Origin of the sequence: Glycomyces sambucus, from assembly GCF_900102815.1 — a bacterium.
Lineage (GTDB): Bacteria > Actinomycetota > Actinomycetes > Mycobacteriales > Micromonosporaceae > Glycomyces > Glycomyces sambucus.
On the sequence record NZ_FNGF01000001.1, the window covers coordinates 642,089 to 657,216 of the forward strand.

At 73.5% G+C, this 15,128-nt stretch carries 20 protein-coding genes; 11 read left to right on the top strand and 9 right to left on the bottom strand.

The features are described from left to right. Position 1 precedes the first annotated feature (1 nt). Genes BLS99_RS02970 through BLS99_RS02980 form a run of 3 tightly spaced genes read right to left on the bottom strand, consistent with a single transcriptional unit; the run spans position 2 to position 3,114 of the window. A complete protein-coding gene (locus BLS99_RS02970) occupies positions 2 to 859 on the bottom strand; it encodes a carbohydrate ABC transporter permease (RefSeq protein WP_091043210.1) in 858 nt (285 codons plus the stop codon). Continuing rightward, entirely contained in the window at positions 856 to 1,839 is a 984-nt protein-coding gene (locus BLS99_RS02975; RefSeq protein ID WP_176953183.1) for a carbohydrate ABC transporter permease, read from the bottom strand. Before BLS99_RS02975 ends, BLS99_RS02970 begins: the two co-directional genes overlap by 4 nt. Positions 1,840 to 1,863: 24 nt before the next feature. Beyond that, the gene (locus BLS99_RS02980; protein ID WP_091043215.1) at positions 1,864 to 3,114 is read right to left on the bottom strand and encodes an ABC transporter substrate-binding protein; all 1,251 of its coding nucleotides are present in this window, start codon (positions 3,112 to 3,114) and stop codon (positions 1,864 to 1,866) included. 145 nt (positions 3,115 to 3,259) lie between these two features. Here BLS99_RS02980 and BLS99_RS02985 point away from each other — a divergent pair, with 145 nt between their 5' ends. The 5 genes from BLS99_RS02985 (at position 3,260) to BLS99_RS03005 (ending at position 5,436) form a co-directional block, all read left to right on the top strand. Further along, the gene (locus BLS99_RS02985; protein WP_091043218.1) at positions 3,260 to 3,691 is read left to right on the top strand and encodes an SRPBCC domain-containing protein; all 432 of its coding nucleotides are present in this window, start codon (positions 3,260 to 3,262) and stop codon (positions 3,689 to 3,691) included. Then, complete coding sequence (locus tag BLS99_RS02990) at positions 3,681 to 4,025, top strand: ArsR/SmtB family transcription factor (protein WP_091043222.1); 345 nt, start codon at positions 3,681 to 3,683, stop codon at positions 4,023 to 4,025. The genes BLS99_RS02985 and BLS99_RS02990 overlap by 11 nt, the downstream gene beginning before the upstream one ends. After that, positions 4,022 to 4,402 (top strand): VOC family protein, encoded by a 381-nt coding sequence (locus tag BLS99_RS02995; protein WP_091043225.1) that lies wholly within the window; start codon positions 4,022 to 4,024, stop codon positions 4,400 to 4,402. The genes BLS99_RS02990 and BLS99_RS02995 overlap by 4 nt, the downstream gene beginning before the upstream one ends. Positions 4,403 to 4,549: 147 nt before the next feature. Then, on the top strand, positions 4,550 to 4,867 hold the full coding sequence (locus BLS99_RS03000) for a PadR family transcriptional regulator (protein WP_091043232.1): 318 nt from the start codon (positions 4,550 to 4,552) through the stop codon (positions 4,865 to 4,867). A 2-nt stretch (positions 4,868 to 4,869) separates the two neighbouring features. Then, the gene (locus tag BLS99_RS03005; RefSeq protein ID WP_091043235.1) at positions 4,870 to 5,436 is read left to right on the top strand and encodes a PspC domain-containing protein; all 567 of its coding nucleotides are present in this window, start codon (positions 4,870 to 4,872) and stop codon (positions 5,434 to 5,436) included. A 28-nt stretch (positions 5,437 to 5,464) separates the two neighbouring features. On the opposite strand, the gene BLS99_RS03010 is transcribed toward BLS99_RS03005, so the two are convergent. Together BLS99_RS03010 and BLS99_RS03015 are read right to left on the bottom strand one after the other, a co-directional pair. Beyond that, positions 5,465 to 6,979, bottom strand: a complete 1,515-nt coding sequence (locus BLS99_RS03010; RefSeq protein ID WP_091043241.1) for a carboxylesterase/lipase family protein — start codon at positions 6,977 to 6,979, stop codon at positions 5,465 to 5,467. Between the two features lie 123 nt (positions 6,980 to 7,102). Next, positions 7,103 to 8,344 (bottom strand): glutamate-cysteine ligase family protein, encoded by a 1,242-nt coding sequence (locus BLS99_RS03015; protein WP_091043245.1) that lies wholly within the window; start codon positions 8,342 to 8,344, stop codon positions 7,103 to 7,105. Positions 8,345 to 8,576: 232 nt separating this feature from the next. Between BLS99_RS03015 and BLS99_RS03020 the strand changes: the two genes are divergently transcribed. Together BLS99_RS03020 and BLS99_RS03025 are read left to right on the top strand one after the other, a co-directional pair. Beyond that, a complete protein-coding gene (locus BLS99_RS03020; RefSeq protein WP_091043250.1) occupies positions 8,577 to 9,050 on the top strand; it encodes a VOC family protein in 474 nt (157 codons plus the stop codon). A 182-nt stretch (positions 9,051 to 9,232) separates the two neighbouring features. Then, positions 9,233 to 10,069: a phosphotransferase gene (locus BLS99_RS03025; RefSeq protein WP_091043256.1), complete on the top strand. Its 837-nt coding sequence runs from the start codon at positions 9,233 to 9,235 to the stop codon at positions 10,067 to 10,069. Here BLS99_RS03025 and BLS99_RS03030 read toward each other — a convergent pair. The 4 genes from BLS99_RS03030 to BLS99_RS03040 all read right to left on the bottom strand — a co-directional run bounded on the left by BLS99_RS03030 (position 10,066) and on the right by BLS99_RS03040 (position 12,010). Next, the gene (locus tag BLS99_RS03030) at positions 10,066 to 10,446 is read right to left on the bottom strand and encodes a VOC family protein (RefSeq protein ID WP_091043259.1); all 381 of its coding nucleotides are present in this window, start codon (positions 10,444 to 10,446) and stop codon (positions 10,066 to 10,068) included. The two genes, BLS99_RS03025 and BLS99_RS03030, sit on opposite strands and share 4 nt — an antisense overlap. Before the next feature lie 188 nt (positions 10,447 to 10,634). Then, a complete protein-coding gene (locus tag BLS99_RS03035) occupies positions 10,635 to 10,952 on the bottom strand; it encodes a hypothetical protein (RefSeq protein WP_091043263.1) in 318 nt (105 codons plus the stop codon). Between the two features lie 2 nt (positions 10,953 to 10,954). Beyond that, positions 10,955 to 11,107 carry a hypothetical protein gene (locus BLS99_RS26005; protein WP_176953184.1) on the bottom strand — a complete coding sequence of 51 codons (153 nt, stop codon included), beginning with the start codon at positions 11,105 to 11,107 and terminating at the stop codon, positions 10,955 to 10,957. Positions 11,108 to 11,386: 279 nt separating this feature from the next. After that, a complete protein-coding gene (locus BLS99_RS03040) occupies positions 11,387 to 12,010 on the bottom strand; it encodes a TetR/AcrR family transcriptional regulator (protein WP_091043267.1) in 624 nt (207 codons plus the stop codon). Positions 12,011 to 12,142: 132 nt separating this feature from the next. Between BLS99_RS03040 and BLS99_RS03045 the strand changes: the two genes are divergently transcribed. The 4 genes from BLS99_RS03045 (at position 12,143) to BLS99_RS03060 (ending at position 15,120) form a co-directional block, all read left to right on the top strand. Continuing rightward, positions 12,143 to 12,775, top strand: coding sequence for an FMN-dependent NADH-azoreductase (locus BLS99_RS03045; RefSeq protein WP_091043270.1), 633 nt, complete (start codon positions 12,143 to 12,145; stop codon positions 12,773 to 12,775). Between the two features lie 222 nt (positions 12,776 to 12,997). After that, entirely contained in the window at positions 12,998 to 13,780 is a 783-nt protein-coding gene (locus tag BLS99_RS03050) for a hypothetical protein (protein ID WP_091043273.1), read from the top strand. Positions 13,781 to 13,787: 7 nt separating this feature from the next. Then, positions 13,788 to 14,081 carry a hypothetical protein gene (locus BLS99_RS03055; protein ID WP_091043276.1) on the top strand — a complete coding sequence of 98 codons (294 nt, stop codon included), beginning with the start codon at positions 13,788 to 13,790 and terminating at the stop codon, positions 14,079 to 14,081. 34 nt (positions 14,082 to 14,115) lie between these two features. Then, complete coding sequence (locus BLS99_RS03060) at positions 14,116 to 15,120, top strand: hypothetical protein (RefSeq protein ID WP_091043279.1); 1,005 nt, start codon at positions 14,116 to 14,118, stop codon at positions 15,118 to 15,120. Positions 15,121 to 15,128 lie beyond the last annotated feature (8 nt).

Genomic DNA, 15,128 nt, shown 5'->3' on the forward strand with positions numbered 1-15,128 from the left:
GTCACGCCTTGGTGGCGCCGTCGGTGAGCCCGGCGACGATGTACCGCTGGAGGAAGACGAACGCCGCGATCACCGGCAGGGCCACGACCGCGGAGACCGCCATGAGGTCGTTCCAGCGCACCCCGAACTCGTTGGTGATCTCGGCCAGGACGATCGTGATCGGCTGGATGCCCTCGCTGGTGGCGAGCGAGAGCCCGAACACGAACTCGCCCCACGCGCCCAGGAAGCTCACGACGGCCACCGTGACGATGCCGGGCACCGAGATCGGGAGTGCGATGCGCGCGAACGAGGAGAGCTCGCCGCAGCCGTCCATCCTGGCCGCCTCGACCACCTCCTCGGGGACGCCGAGGAAGTACGGCCGCAGGATCGTGACCGCCAGCGGCACCGCCAGCGCGCAGTTCGCGATGACGAGCCCGGCGTACGAGTCCACCAGGCCCGCACCGGAGAACAGGACGAACATCGGCAGGGCGAGGTTCACCGAGGGCACCATCTGCACGACGAGCATGAGCATCATGACCGCACCGACGCCGCGGACCCGGAACTTCGCGAGCCCGTACGCGGCGGGCAGCGCGAGGAGGAGCGTGAGCACGGTGGTGCCGACCGCGATGACGGCGCTGTTGGCGAGGCCGCGCGCGATGTCGGGGTCGGCGAAGACCGCGCGGGTGTAGGACTCGACGGTCGGCGGCAGCGGGACCAGGTCCGGGGGCACGCGGAAGACCGCGTCGCCGGTCTTCAGAGAGGTGACGACCATCCAGTAGACGGGAATCAGGTAGACGGCGGCGGCGATGGTGCCGGCGGTCGCGAGCCACCGGCGGGTGCGGCGGTCGCGGCGCGAGCCGGTCGCGGTGGTCGCGCTCATGCGCTCTGCTCCTTCCGCAGGGCCCGGAAATACCAGAGGGACAAGGCGATCGGCACGATCATGAGGACCGTGGTGGCGACCGAGGCGGTGTCGAAGCGGGAGAACTCGAACGCCTCGTTGTACGCGTAGACGGGCAGTGTCGCGGTCGCGCCGCCGGGCCCGCCCGCGGTCATGAGGAAGATCGTGTCGAAGTTCTTGAACGTGTAGATGAAGACGAGCAGCAGCGCGGCGAGCGAGACCGGGCGCAGCTGCGGGAGCGTGAGGTGCCGGAACTGGCGCCACGGCGAGGCCCCGTCGATGCGCGCGGCCTCGTACAGCCCCTTGGGGATGCCTTCGAGCCCGGCGGCGAGCAGGATCATCGCGAACGGGGCGAAGCTCCACGCGGTGGCGATGACGACCGCGGCGACCGCCGCCGTGGGCCGGCCGAGCCAGAACAGGTCGCCTTCGAGGAGCCCGAGCGCGCGCAGCAGCGCGTTGAGCAGCCCGTAGCTGCCGTCGAGGAGCCACCGCCACACGTTGGCGCTGACCACGGTCGGGAGCACCCAGGCGACGAGGATGAGCGCGCGCAGCACGTCCCGGCCGCGGAAGGGCCGGCGCAGCAGGAGCGCGAGGCCGAGTCCGATCGCGAACGTGAGCGCCACGCTCGCGACGGTGTAGACCGCGGACACCGCGAAGGCGTCCCAGAAGCGCGGCCGGTCGAACTGGTCGACGTAGTTGTCGAGGCCGACCCAGCGCGCCCCGCCTTGGACGACCTCGCGCAGGCCGATGTCGAAGAAGCTCTGGAGCACGCTGTAGAGCAGCGGGTAGACGACGGTGGCGCCGACGAAGAGCACGGCCGGGGCGATGAACAGCAGCGGCGCGAGGCGGCGGCGGCCCCGCCTGCGGGGCCCGGCCGGGCGCGGTGAGGTGGCGGCGCGGGCGGCGACGATGCCCGGCGAGGCCGCGCCCGGTGCAGCGCTGCCCGGCGTGTCTCGCCGCACGGTGGGCGGTGGAACGGCCACGGGTCAGCGCCCCATGGCCTCGTCGATGGCCGCCTGCGCCTCGGCCGCGGCGTCGGCGGGCGTCGCCGATCCGCTGATGACGGCCTGGAGCGCCTGCTGGACGATGGTCAGCGCCTCGGTGGAGTGCAGCGCGGTCTCCCCCGTCGGCGCCCAGGCGTTCTCGAGCTGGTCGGCGAACACGGCCCGGACCGGGTCGGTCACCGCGCCGGGCACGTCGGAGCGCGCGGGGAGCTTGTTGCGCTCGGGCAGGTACTCCTCCAGCACGCTCGGCTGCTGCATCCACTCGATGAGGTCCCACGCGGCGTCCGCGTCGCCGCTGCCGGCGCCGATCGCGAGGTTCTCGGCGGACAGGAACGTCGCCTCGGTGGCGTCGGCGGGGAGCGGGGCCACGTTCCAGGCGAGGTCGGGGGCGTTCTCGCGCACGACGTTGACGGCGCTGGCGGAGTTGATCGCCATGGCGGCCTCGCCGTTGGTGAACGCGGCCATCGCGTCGTCCTCGTTCCAGGTGAGGAAGCCCTCGGAGAGCCCTCCGGAGGCGGTCATCCGCTGGAACGACTCGAGCGCGGCGGTGCCGGCCCCGCCGCCGAAGTCCGCGAGGTCGCCGCCCGCGGCGAGAGTGCGCAGGAGGATCCCGGTGGCCCCTTCGGCGCCTTCGATGCCGGAGACGGCGAGCCCGTAGGAGGCGGCGCCGCTGTCGGCGATCGCGGCCGCGGCGGCCTCCATCTCGTCCCAGGTGGTCGGGACCGCGACGCCGGCCGCGGCGAGGGCGTCCTCGTTGTAGTAGAGCGCGTAGTCGTCGGCGAGGTGCGGGATGCCGTAGGTGGCGCCGTCGACCTGGCCGGTCTCCCAGCCGGCGTCGTAGTAGGCGTCCCGCTCGCCCCAGGCGTCGGCGTAGGCGCTGAGGTCCTCGATGATCCCGGCGTCGGCGAGCTGGCCGGTCTCGTAGGCGTTGACGAGCGCCACGTCGGGGAGGCCGCCGGCCGCGGCCTGCTGCTGGAGGGTGCGGCCGAAGTCCTCGAAGGGGATGAAGCGCGGCTCGACCTCGACGCCGGTCTCCTCGGTGTACCGCTCCAGCATCGCTTCGAGGGGGACGCCGTGCGGGTCGCCGTAGTAGTGCCAGAACGTGATGACGCCGTCGCCGGCGTCGGCCTCGTCGGCGCTGCCGCCGCCGAAGACGCCGCAGGCGGTGAGGGAGAGGGCTGCGGTGAGCGCCGTCAGGGCGGTGGCCGTGCGGCGGAGGGGTGCACGCGTCATTGGTCCTCCAGGAGTCGCGTCGTCGGAACTCGTGATCGCAGGAGTAGATCAGATATCTGATAACTTGTCAACGGAGCCCGCTTGACGCAACCCTTGGGTTGCGATAGAGTCGCAACCAGAAGGTTGCGAGCATTGGAGTACGGCCATGGGCTTTCCCGACCGCATCGAGCGGACCCTGGACCTCGCGCACCCGCCGAGCCGGGTCTGGACCGCGCTGACCACGGCCGAGGGCCTGAGCGGCTGGTTCGGCAGCGAGACCGAGATCGACCTGCGCCCCGGCGGGCGCGCGTGGATGCGCTGGGACGACGGCTCGACCGCCGACGTGCGCGTCGAACGCGTGGAGGAGCCCCGGGTCTTCGGGTTCACCTGGCCGATCACCGGCCTGCCCGCGGACGACCCGCGGCGCACCTACGTCGAGTTCACGCTCGAACCGGCCGGGGCCGGCACGCGGCTGCGCGTGGTCGAGACCGGTTTCGCCCAGCTCCCCGCCGACGCGCACCGCGCGGCGTTCGAGGGCAACACCGGCGGCTGGGCGAGCGAGCTCGCGGAACTGGCCGGGTACCTCGATGGCCGATGACGTCGAGGCCGTCGCCGAGCGGGTGTTCACCGCAATCGCCGACCCGTCCCGGCGCGCGGTCCTGGCCGCGCTCGCCGCGCACGGCCCGGCCACGGTCACCGAACTCGCCGACCGCCTCCCGATCACGCGCCAGGCGGTCGCGAAGCACCTCGCGCTGCTGACCGAGGCGGGCCTGGTCGCGGCCGGGCCGCCGGAGGGCCGCCGCGTCCGGTACGGGCTCCGGTCCGCGCCGATGCAGGTGGCGCAGCGGTTCCTCGCCTCGCTGGCGCGGGACTGGGACGGCCGGCTGCAAGCCCTGCAGGACCACTTGACGAGAGAGGCGGAAGACCGGTGACACCGAGGTTCGAAGGCGGCCGGAACATCGCCATGAAGCTCCCGAAGGCCCGGTTCGACGCCGTGGTGGCGTTCTACCGCGACGTGCTGGGCATGACCGTGACCGACGAGTCGGACGCCGACGTCGCGGCGGGCGTGGCGCAGTGCGCCTCCGTCGCGTTCGGCCCCGTGACGCTCTGGCTCGACCGGGTCGACAACTACACCGGGGCCGAGCTCTGGCTGGAGCTGTGCACCGACGACGTGGACGCGGCGATGGCGCACCTGGCCGCCCACGGGGTGTCCCCGCAGGACGAGCTGGAGGCCCTGCCCCCGGGATCGGACGGGCATTGGATCTCCAATCCGGTCATGATCCCCCACCTGGTGCGCCGTCCCGACTGACGGCGGTCCGCCGCCGGGCCCCCGGAGCGCAGATCAATTGCGGCACAAGGCCGTCGAGGCACCGGCCCACCGCCGGGCCGCCCGCTCGCGGGGCGGCCCGGCTTTTGCGTGACCCGCACCGGTACCTTGCGGTGATAAGGTAGCTGCATGGAGGCTAAGTTCGCTGCGCTGCGCCGGGGGATGCTCGAACCCGTGGTGCTGGCCGCGCTGGACGGGGAGAGCCGGTACGCCGGGGAGATCGCCCAGCTGCTCCGCGACGCGGAGTTCCCGGTGCAGGACGGCACCCTGCACCCGCTGCTGAACCGGCTCCGGCGCGAAGGGCTCCTCACGCACGAGTGGCGCGAGTCCCCCAGCGGCCCCCCGCGGAAGTACCTCTCGCTCTCCGCCGAAGGCCGGACCCAGCTCACCCTGTTCCGGGACTACTTCCGCAGCCTCGCAACGATGATCGACTCGATTGGACATTGACCGTGGACCACATCGCCCTCAGCGGCCACTCCGGCGCGTTCCCCGTGACCGCCCCCGCGAAACGACTGCTCGTGTCCTATCTGGCCGACGCGCGCTCGGCCGTCGGCTCCGGCCCCGACGGCGACGAGACCGTGCGCGACATCGAGATGGCCATCGGCGACCGGCTCCGCGCCGAACTCGACGGCGGCCCTGCAGGCGTCGAGGAGGCCGCGATGGCGCGCATCCTCGCCGAGACCGGGCCGGTGGAGCCCGGCCCCGACAGTGCTTCTGCAACCGGTGCTGCCCCAAGCGGTCCCGCCGCGTCCGCCCCGCGGGCTCCCGGCCGGAGCCTGCCCTGGCTGTACCGCATCGACGAGGGCAAGTGGTTCGGCGGCCTGTGCCTCGGGCTCGCCACGCGCAGCGACCTCCGGGTGGACTGGGTGCGCGTCTTCGCGATCGTGTTCCTGTTCGTCACCAGCGGCCTGCTCGGCGTCGCGTACCTGATCGCGCTGCTGTTCGTGCCGCGCATGGAGACCGTCGAGGAGTACCGCGCGGCGCTGGAGGAGAGCCGGCGCGGCCACCGGCCCTGACCCGGCCCTGACCCGGCCCTGACCCGGCTCAGCGCCGGGCCGGTTCCGGGGCGGTGAGCGCGCGGGCGCCCACGTAGCCGTCGGGAACCGTGGCGGACGGCACGTCGAAGACGCGGGTCACGGGCGCCGCGGGCGAGGCGGCGGGCCAGCCGGGGTCGGCGGTCGCCGCGAACGCGACCGCGGCGCCGTGGAGTTCGGCGGCGAGGGCCTGCGGCGGGGCGTAGCCGGTGACGCGGTCGGCGGCCCTCGCGTCGAGGTGGTCGAAGAAGAACGGCAGGTCGAGGCAGTGCACGGCCGCGTCGTAGACCGGTGTGCGCCAAGCGAACCGGTACAGCCACGTCGCGGTGGCCCCGCCCCGGGCGCGGGCGTGGAGCAGGTCGAGGACGCCCGCGCGGAACGCCCGGTCGGTCGTGTACCGGGCGAGGACCGCCGCGGTCCCGCGGCAGCGCACGTCGGCGTTGTCGGCCATCCACGCGCGGCGGGCCCTCCCGGTAAGGCCGACCCGGCCGAGCAGGGGCCCGGCGGGCAGGAAGCGCAGGAACCGCTTCGCGTCGCGGAGCGCGGGCGTGAGCTCGTCGTCGCAGGTGCCGACCACGAGCGGGACGGCGGCGCCGTTCCCGGCCGCGATCGCTCCGGGGATCGTGTCGCGGAGGAGGTCGCCGTCGACGACCGGCCCCATCTGGAGCCCGTGCGCGAGCGCGGAGGTGATCGACTTGGCGACGTTCCCCTGCCGCAGTCCCACGGCCTTGCGCTGGGACTTGAGCAGGCGTGCCTCGGTGACGCCGAGGAGCGATTCGAGGTTCGGCTCGGCTCCGGCGTGTTCGGCGATCTGCCGCGAGAACGCCTGCGCGCGTTCGGGTGAGCCGTAGGCGGGAGCGGGCGAGAGGGCCCAGCCGCGGGCGAACAGGCCCTGCGCGCGGGGCGCGGCGAGGAGGGCGAGGACGGCGGTGCCGCCCGCGGACTGGCCCGCGACGGTGACCCGGCCGGGGTCGCCGCCGAACGCGGCGATGTTGTCCTGCACCCAGGCGAGGGCCGCGAGCCAGTCGAGGGCGCCGCGGTTGGCGGGGGCGCCCTCGATCCAGCCGAACCCGTCGAAGCCGAGCCGGTAGGAGACGTTGGCGGTGACGACGCCGTCGCGGCAGAACGGCGCGCCGTCGTACCAGGGGCAGGCCGGGGACCCGGCGGTGAAGCCGCCGCCGTGGATCCACACCAGGACCGGCAGGCGCGCGCCCGGGCCCGGGTCGGGGGTGAAGACGTCGATGTTCAGGGTCTCGTCGCCGGGGATGTACGCCTCGGGGATGAGCGCGGGCGAGCCGCCCTTGCGGTAGGGGGTGGGCCCGGGTTCGAGCGCGTCGCGAACGCCGTCCCACGGGGCCTTGGGAACCGGGGCCATGAAGCGCCGCACGCCGGTCGGGGGCTCGGCGAACGGGATGCCGAGGAAGACCGCGTTCGCGCCGGGGGTCCCCGGCTCGCCGCGCCAGCGCCCGCGCAGGCGCCCGGCCCGGGTCCGGACCTCGGCGAAGCGGGCGTCCTCCTCGCCCATCGCGGCTCCTCCCCTCGCTCCCGCGGCGGGCGGCCCGCCGCACGGCGGCGGAGCAGCCGCCCTCGTCACCGTAGACACGCGGCGGCCGCTCCGGGAACGGTTCCGGCGATCGGGGCCGGGGCTCTAGGGCCGCCCGGTGGCGTCGTGGGCCAGCGGGGCGGCCTCCAGGTGGGGTTCGGGGGCGCCGGAGTCGAGGCGGTCGATCTGGTCGTCGGCGGGGCAGCGCCCGGCGTCGACGTACCGCGCCCGGAACTCGGCCAGCGCCGCGCGCAGCGTGGGTGAGGCCCCGGTGCGGCGCAGGGATTCCGCCGCGATGGTGAAGCAGTCGCGCACGACGCCGGCGAGGTCGGGGTCGGCGACGCCGATGCGGGCGGCCTGCTCCCATACCGAGGCGGACGGCTGGTTCCGCTCGCCGCACAGCGCGGCGGTGGCGGCGTACGCGGCGTCGGCGGCGACCGGGTCGTCGACGAGGGTCGTGGCGAGCACGGCGGGGACGATCCAGCCGTCGCCCTCCTGCTGGTCGATCATCCGCAGCTCCAGCCAGCCGCGCGGCCGCACGGGCGGGAACAGCGTGGTCATGTGGTACTCGAGGTCTTCGACGGCGGGCCGGTCGCCGTCGACGCCGTCCCTGATCCACGAGCGCATGGTCAGGCCGGGCGGGGCGGTCCACTCGCCGGGCGGGTCGCAGCGGCGGCACATCACCTCGGAGTCGAGGACGAAGCGCGCGAAGTCGGCCCGCAGGTCGCCCTCGTCGGAGATCGGGTGGCCCCAGTCGGGGACGAGCTTGGTCCACAGGGCCTGGCGGGTGGACTTCCAGCCGCTGCGGCGCCCGTCCATCACGGGCGAGTTCGCGAACGCGGCGACCAGGACCGGGCCGAGGCGGTGGGCGAGGTCCCAGCGGCGGCGCAGCTCGGCCTCGTCGTCGCCCGCGTCGAGGTTGACCTGGATGGAGGCGGTGCCGCACATGACCATGCGGCCCCACGGGCCGCTGCGGTCGTAGTAGGTCTCCATGGCGCGGTACCGCTGGTCGTCGATCTGCCGCACGGGGTCGCGGACGCCGTCGAAGCCGCCGCCGACGACGAACTGGCCCCGCTCGGCGAGGGCCGCGGCGAGCGCGGCCTGGTCGGTCTCGACGGCGACCACGCAGGAGGCGAGGTCGTCGGCGGGCAGGGAGCTGAGCTCGACCTGGCCGCCGGCCTCGCGCGTGACCTTGCCGCCGAAGGGCAGGTCCCAGGCGGTCTCGTCGTCGTCGCGGGGGTGGACCAGCCATTCGAGCTCGACGCCGACGCGCCGCGAGGGTCCGGTCGTGAAGCAGGTGCGGCCGATGTGCTCGGCCGCGTCGGCTTCGGTCAGTGTCGTGGCCATGTCGTCCTCCGCGCGTGTCCGGTGGCAGGGGGCAGGGGCCGGGGTCAGGGGAGCCCGGCCGGTGAGGGAGGAGTGTGCCCAGCGGCGGGGTGCCTTACGCGCGCCCCAGGTCGCGGACGCGTGATTTGTTCAAGCCCGGCCGCGGGGGCGGGCGATAGCTTCGGTTCCGGGCCGGATCACCGGTCCGACCGCCGATGGGGCGGGAGTGCGGCGATGCGGAGAGGTGCGACGGATGCGGGAGATCACCACGTTCCTGTGGTTCGACGGGAAGGCCCTGGAGGCGGCCGAGTACTACACGTCGGTGTTCGAGGACGGGAGGATCCTCGGGACCGTGCTGAACGGGTCGGCCGGGCCGGGGGCGGAGGGCACGGTCCTGACCGTGGACTTCGAGCTGGCGGGCCGGCGGTACATCGCGCTGAACGGCGGCGCGGGCGACGGCTTCAACACGTCGGTCTCGCTCATGGTGCAGTGCGAGACCGGCGAGGAGGTCGACTACTACTGGGAGCGGCTCTCCGACGGCGGCGAGCAGGGCCCCTGCGGGTGGCTGAAGGACCGGTTCGGGGTGTCGTGGCAGGTGACGCCGACGCTCATGTTCGAACTCCAGCAGCACCCCGACCAGGTCAAGGCGCAGGCGGTCGTCGCGGCGATGCTGCGCATGGGCAAGCTCGACCCCGCGGCGCTCCAGGCGGCCTTCGACGCCGCCTGATCCCGGGCGCGGCTCCGGCCCGTCCGCGGCGCTCTCTCGCTCCACCCCCTGCCGCGGACGCCGGCGGGCCCGCTCCCCGCAGGTGGGCGGGCCCGCTTCGGGCCCCGGAAAAGGACTGGGCCGCACCGGTTCGATGCCGATAGCGTGTGCCTGGTCCGACTTCAGGAGAGAGGGGCCAGGGGATGCGGGAACCGGAGCGCCGGCGGGCGGTCGAGGCGGCCAGGGCGGTCGGGAACGGCCTGGGGCTGCGGGGCGACGTGGCGATCGTGCTGCACGACTCGAACAAGCTGTCGGTGCGGCTGCTGCCCGGCGACGTCCTCGCCCGGGTGGCGCCCGCGGCGCACGGCGTGGCGGGCTTCGAGATCGCGCTCGCGCAGCGCCTCGCCGAGGCGGGCTGCCCGGTGGCTCGGGTCGCGGCGCCGGGGGTCCACGCCCGCGACGGCTTCGACGTGACACTGTGGACGTTCTACGAGACCGCGTCTCCCGAGGTCCCGGCGGACGCGTACGCGGACGCGCTGGCGCGGCTGCACGCGGGGATGCGCGGTGTCGAGGCGCCCGCGCCGCACTTCACCGAGCGCGTCGGTGCGGCCCTGGCGATCGTGGCCGACCGCGGGACCTCCCCCGGGCTGGCCGAGGACGACCGGGAGCTCCTGGTCGGCGTGCTCCGCGACCTCGGCGCCTCCGTCGCCGGCCGCGGGACCGATCAGCTGCTGCACGGGGAGCCGCACCAGGGGAACCTGCTCGCGGCGAAGGAGGGGCCGCTGTTCGTGGACTTCGAGACGGCCTGCGTCGGGCCGGTCGAGTTCGACCTGGCCCACGCGCCGGACGAGGTCGCCGACCACTACCCCGCCGCGGACCCGGAGCTGGTGCGCGACTGCCGCCTCCTCATGCTCGCGATGATCGTCGCGTGGCGCTGGGAGCCCGGCGACGACCTCCCGGACGGGGAGCGCCTGAGCGCCGAATGGCTCGCGGCGCTCCGGGCAGGCGCGAACGGCCGCCAGGGCGGGGGCACCCCCTAGGACCAGTCGTAGCCCCGGTTGCGGCACAGGCAGAACGGGTGCCCGACCGGGTCGGTGTAGACCTGCCAGCCGTAGCCCTCGTCGTTGACGAACTCCTGCTTGAGGGTCGCGCCGAGGGCGGTGACGCGCTCCTGCTCGGCCGCGAACCCGTCGACCTCGAAGTCGAGGTGGAACTGCTTGGGGTGCTCGTCCTCCGGCCAGGTCGGGGCCCGGTACTCGTCCACCTTGTAGAAGGCCAGATCGGTCTCGCCGAAGGCGATCGCGGCCCAGAAGTCGGTGCTGTCGGCCTTGAGCGGGCGGCCCGTCACCTCGGCGTAGAACGCCCCCAGGGCCATCGGGTCCGGGCAGTCGATGATGAAGTCGGTGAATCGCAGCATGAGCCGATCCTGTCACAGCCGCGCAACGGGATATGCGCAGAACGGTCGACGGCGGCGGGGCGGTGCGGTTCACCGCCCGGCGCCGCCGGATCGACCAGTCTGCTGTCACGATGGAGTTCGATGGTTCGCCGGGCGGCCGCACGGCCCTCGGGGGCCGTCCCTCCGCGGTCCGCTCCGGCGGGCCCGCGTCAGGAGGCGGAAGGCGCTCCGACCTTCGCCGGGGCCACCACCACGGGTGCGTCGAGCACGGGTTCGGCGCTGTGGCTCTCGCGCCACCAGCGCATCAGGTTGCGGATGTAGATCACTTGGAGCCCGATGACGAGCGGGGCCAGGCCCCACACGTCCCAGACGACGATGAACGCGATCCAGGGGATGCCTCCGAGGACGCCGAGGAGCCACCCGAGGTTGTTCTTGTTGCCCGCGAGCCAGTAGGCCACGAGCTGGTTCGCGCTGAGCAGGATCGCGACGGCTTGACGGATGAAGTCGCCGTCGAAATTGAGTTCCACGTCTAGACCTCCTGGGTCCAGGTGGGGCCGGCGGGCGCTGCCGCGGCGGTGGAGGGCGCCGGGGTTCCGGCGATCGTCCGCGCGGCGGCGCCGGCGGAGGTGTTGGAGTGGGCCGGTCCGGGGACCGGCGGTGTCGGAATATGAGCGGGGACCATGATCGAATCCTAAGGAGGATTCCGGAAAGTGAGTGTCGCATTACTCACTACGGGTGATGTCGGATCATGGACGAAAGGCGTTTCGCTCAAAACGGGAATTGACGCGCTTGCGCCGCACGGGATGCCGGGGGCCTCAACCGTGATGTGCGGTCCTCCAAAACGGGTTGTCGGATTGCACACGCAACTCGATCAGACTAGTCCCCTCGGCGGTGAAAAGCGAGAGCGGTCCGGCACCATTTTCGCGGCCCCCGGGCGGCGGTCCCCCACAAGGGCGCGCCGCTAGTCCGCGGCGGTCGCGAAGAGGCGTTCCACGAGGTCCTGCCAGGCGTCGGCGAGCCGCCGGCCCGCTTCGGCGGGCGGCGGTTCGGTGGTCCGCGAGGACGACAGGTACAGCAGCAGCGGGCCTTCGAGCGCGGCCCCGAGCTGCACGGCGAGGCTCTCGGGGTCGCGCACGCCGAGGTCGGCCCTGCCCAGCAGCATCCGGAAGTGGACGAGGGTCAGGTCGACCTCCGCGGCCGGGTGCCCGGCGCCGGGCTCCATCGCGGCCTGCGCGACGTCGAGGTTGTCGACCAGGAACGCGATGCGCACGCGGCCGTAGGCGGTCAGGCGCTCGACCGGGCCGGCGCCGGGGCCCAGCGGGGGCGGGCCGGAGAGCACGAGCTCCTGGAAGCGGTGGGCCTCCTCCTCGAGGAGGGCCTTGAAGATCCCGGCGCGGGTGCCGAAGCGGCGGAAGACGGTGCCCTTGCCGAGCCCGGCCCGCTCCGCGAGTGCGTCCATGGTCACACTCGCGGCGCCGCCGTCGTCCATCATCTCGCGCGCGACGGCCAAGAGCCGCAAGCGGTTTCGCCTGGCGTCGGCGCGTTCGGCGCGCGGCTTGCCCAGAGGTACGACGGGTCGGTCCACGGGATCAATCTACCTGCCGGAAATATAAGCGGGGTAAAGTCCGTTTAGTTGGCGACGGGCCCGACGCCGTGCCCGCCACTGCGCACTTCCGCCGACCGCACCGCGGTCCACCCGCTTCGAGGAGCACCACGCATGAACCTGTTCCGCCTGGACGCCAGCATCCTGCCCGGCGCCTCCACCAGCGCCGAGATCGCCGACCTGGCCGAGGCCGAATGGTCCGCCGCCCACCCCGGCGGCACCGTCGTCCGCCGCCACCTCGGCACCGACCCGCTCCCCGCCGACGCGTGGACCAACGCCACCCTCGGCGCGTTCACGCCCGAGGAGGAGCGCGGCGAGGCCCACCGCGAGGCCCTGCGCCTCGCCGCCGAGCTCGCCGAGGAGATCCAGGCCGCCGACGCGGCGATCCTGGCCGTCCCGCTCTACAACTACGGCGTCTCCCAGCACTTCAAGACCTGGGCCGACCTCGTCATCTCCGGCGCCGGCGCCGCCACCCCGGTCCTCAAGGGCACGCCGACCGTGCTCGTCACCTCCATCGGCGGCGGCTACGGCCCCGGCGCCCCGCGCGAGGGCTGGGACCACTCCACGCCGTACCTGCGCCGCGTCGTCGGCGACCTGTGGGGCGCGGACCTGACGGTCGTCAAGCGCGAGCTCACCCTCGCCGCCACGACCCCGGGCATGGAGGGCCTGCGCGACCTCGCCGCCGCGGAGCACCGCCAGGCGCTCGACGCCGCCCGCGAGGCCGGCCGCGCCATCGCCGGGAACTGAAGCACCGCAACGCCGACGGAGGGCCCGGGGGGACACCCCCGGGCCTTCCGCGTCTTCACGTGATCTGAGACACGTTGCAGCGCCGGTCCGTAGCACAGGAACCCCAGCTGAGGGGAAACGGGACATGAACGGAGTCAAGGGTTGTCAAGATTCCGTCAAGACGCGTCGGATTACGCTGTCCCCGTGCCCTCCTCGCCCGCACCCACAAGGACGGAGACCCCCTTGAGCGAGAACGACCCCGCGCCGCCCTCGTACACCAGCGCCTGCGGCACCGTGACCGTCGTCGGCGGCGCCGAGGCGCCCGTCGTGCACCTGAGCGCCGACGCCACCCGGCTCCCCGCGCGCGACCTGGCCGACCTCATCACCTGGACCGCGCGCGAGGCGGCCGACGCCGCCCGCGACGACCAGGCGCACGAGTCCCGTTCGGCCGCCGACGCGCTGGCCGAGCTGAAGAACCTCCGCGACGGCCTGCGCCAGGACGGCCTCGAGGCCGTCATCGAGCGCAAGCGCACCGAGTACGGCGCCGAGCAGCCCGCCGCCGACCCCAGTGACCCCAGGACCATGTCGCGGCTCGCCCTCGGCGGCGACTTCCCGATGGCCGGCCTCGACATGGCCATCGCGGTGCTGGAGCGCTTCGGCCCCGGGGGCAGCGGCGCGGCGCAGGTCGAGGGCGAGGGCGTCGTCGGCCGCGCCGACGGGCCCGAGGAGGCCGTCACCGTCGAGGCCACCGCCCAGTACCCGATCGCCAAGGTGCTCCTGGGCATCCACGCCCGCGAGCTCGGCCCCGAGGCCCTGGCCAAGGAGGTCACCGAGACCGCCGCGAAGGCCGCCGCGGACCTGCGCGAGCGGCAGCGCGCCCGCATCGACGGGCTCGGCCTGCCGCTCTCGATGGACCAGGTCGGCGGCCTGCCCGCCGAGATGAACGCCTACGGCCGCAAGATCCTCGGCCAGTCCGAGTACCTGCGCCGCCAGCACGACGACACCATCCGACGACTGCACGAGTGAGGACGCCATGACCCAGATCGACCCCGCCTCGGTGCGCCAGCTGGGCGCCGACATCCAGGCCAACGTCACCCCGACCCTGGAGGAGGCCAACGAGATCCTGCCGAACCTGCGCAGCATCGATCAGACGCTCTACACCTCCGTGGCGCCGTCGCTGGCGCTCGCGTACACCACCGCGGTGAGCTACATGAACGAGATGGTCACCGGCGCCGCCGAGTGCTTCCAGACCATGAACGAGAACCTCGACGGGTGCGCGACCTCCTGGGAGGACGCCGACCAGACCTGCGCGACCTCATTCCGCTGAACGAGCACTCCTCCGACCGAAAAGGATCCGCCCAATGTCAATCGGCGCCCCCGACCCCAAGAGCTTCCAGGGCATGATGGACGCGTTCGGCATGGTCTCCCCGATCGCCGCCGTCGAGATCGTCCTGCCCGCCTTCACCTTCGGGCCCTCGTGCACCCAGATCGCCCGGATCATCTACATGAACCAGTGCAACCCCGGCCAGATCATGATGGTCGGCGCCTACTGGCTCCAGCTGGCCGAGAAGTACATCAAGGCCGGCCAGGGCCTCGACGAGGAGGTCGGCGCCATGGAGGCCGACACGTGGCAGGGCGACGACTGCGACGCGTTCCTCGACCAGTCCGGCAAGGTCACCGTGCAGCTGTTCACCATCGCGGCGTTCGCGCTGGAGGTGGGCCTGGCCCTGTTCACCATCGCGGCCCTCCTCGCGGTCATGGTCACCGCCTACGCGGCGCTCGCGACCGCGCTCATGGCCATGGCCCTGGTCTACTGGCCGCTCCAGGCGTTCCCGCTCACCGCCGCGGCCGCCGTCGCGGTCCGCACCGCCGCGATGACCGTGGCGGCCACCGGGCTCGGGGTCCTCAAGGCCCTCGACGCGGCGCTGCTGGCGCTCGGGAACGGGCTCGCCGCGTTCATCGGCGGCGGCATGACCGCCTCGTGGGGCCTGCTCGCGAGCCAGGGCAACGTCGTCAACCCGCTCGACATGGTCGGGCCGACCGCGTTCAACATGGCCAACGGCCTCGCCCAGCTCGCGCTCCGCAACGCGGCCGCCCCCTCGGGCGGCCGGCACGTGGCGCCGGGCCTCAACCACCTGTTCGTGGGCGGCCAGGGCCTGTACAACGCCGGGCTGAACGCGAACGACATCGCGCAGGACGGCGCGCTCGACGGCAAGAACGACCCCCGCGGCACGTACGGCGTCGACCCCGGCAACCTCGACTTCATCCCCTATGTGGACACTCCCGAGGGCGCTGAGGAGCCCGCGGGCACCTGGGAGAAGCCGACGTGGGCCGACGACCCGGCGGCCGACTGGGCCGGGAAGTAGCCGTCCGG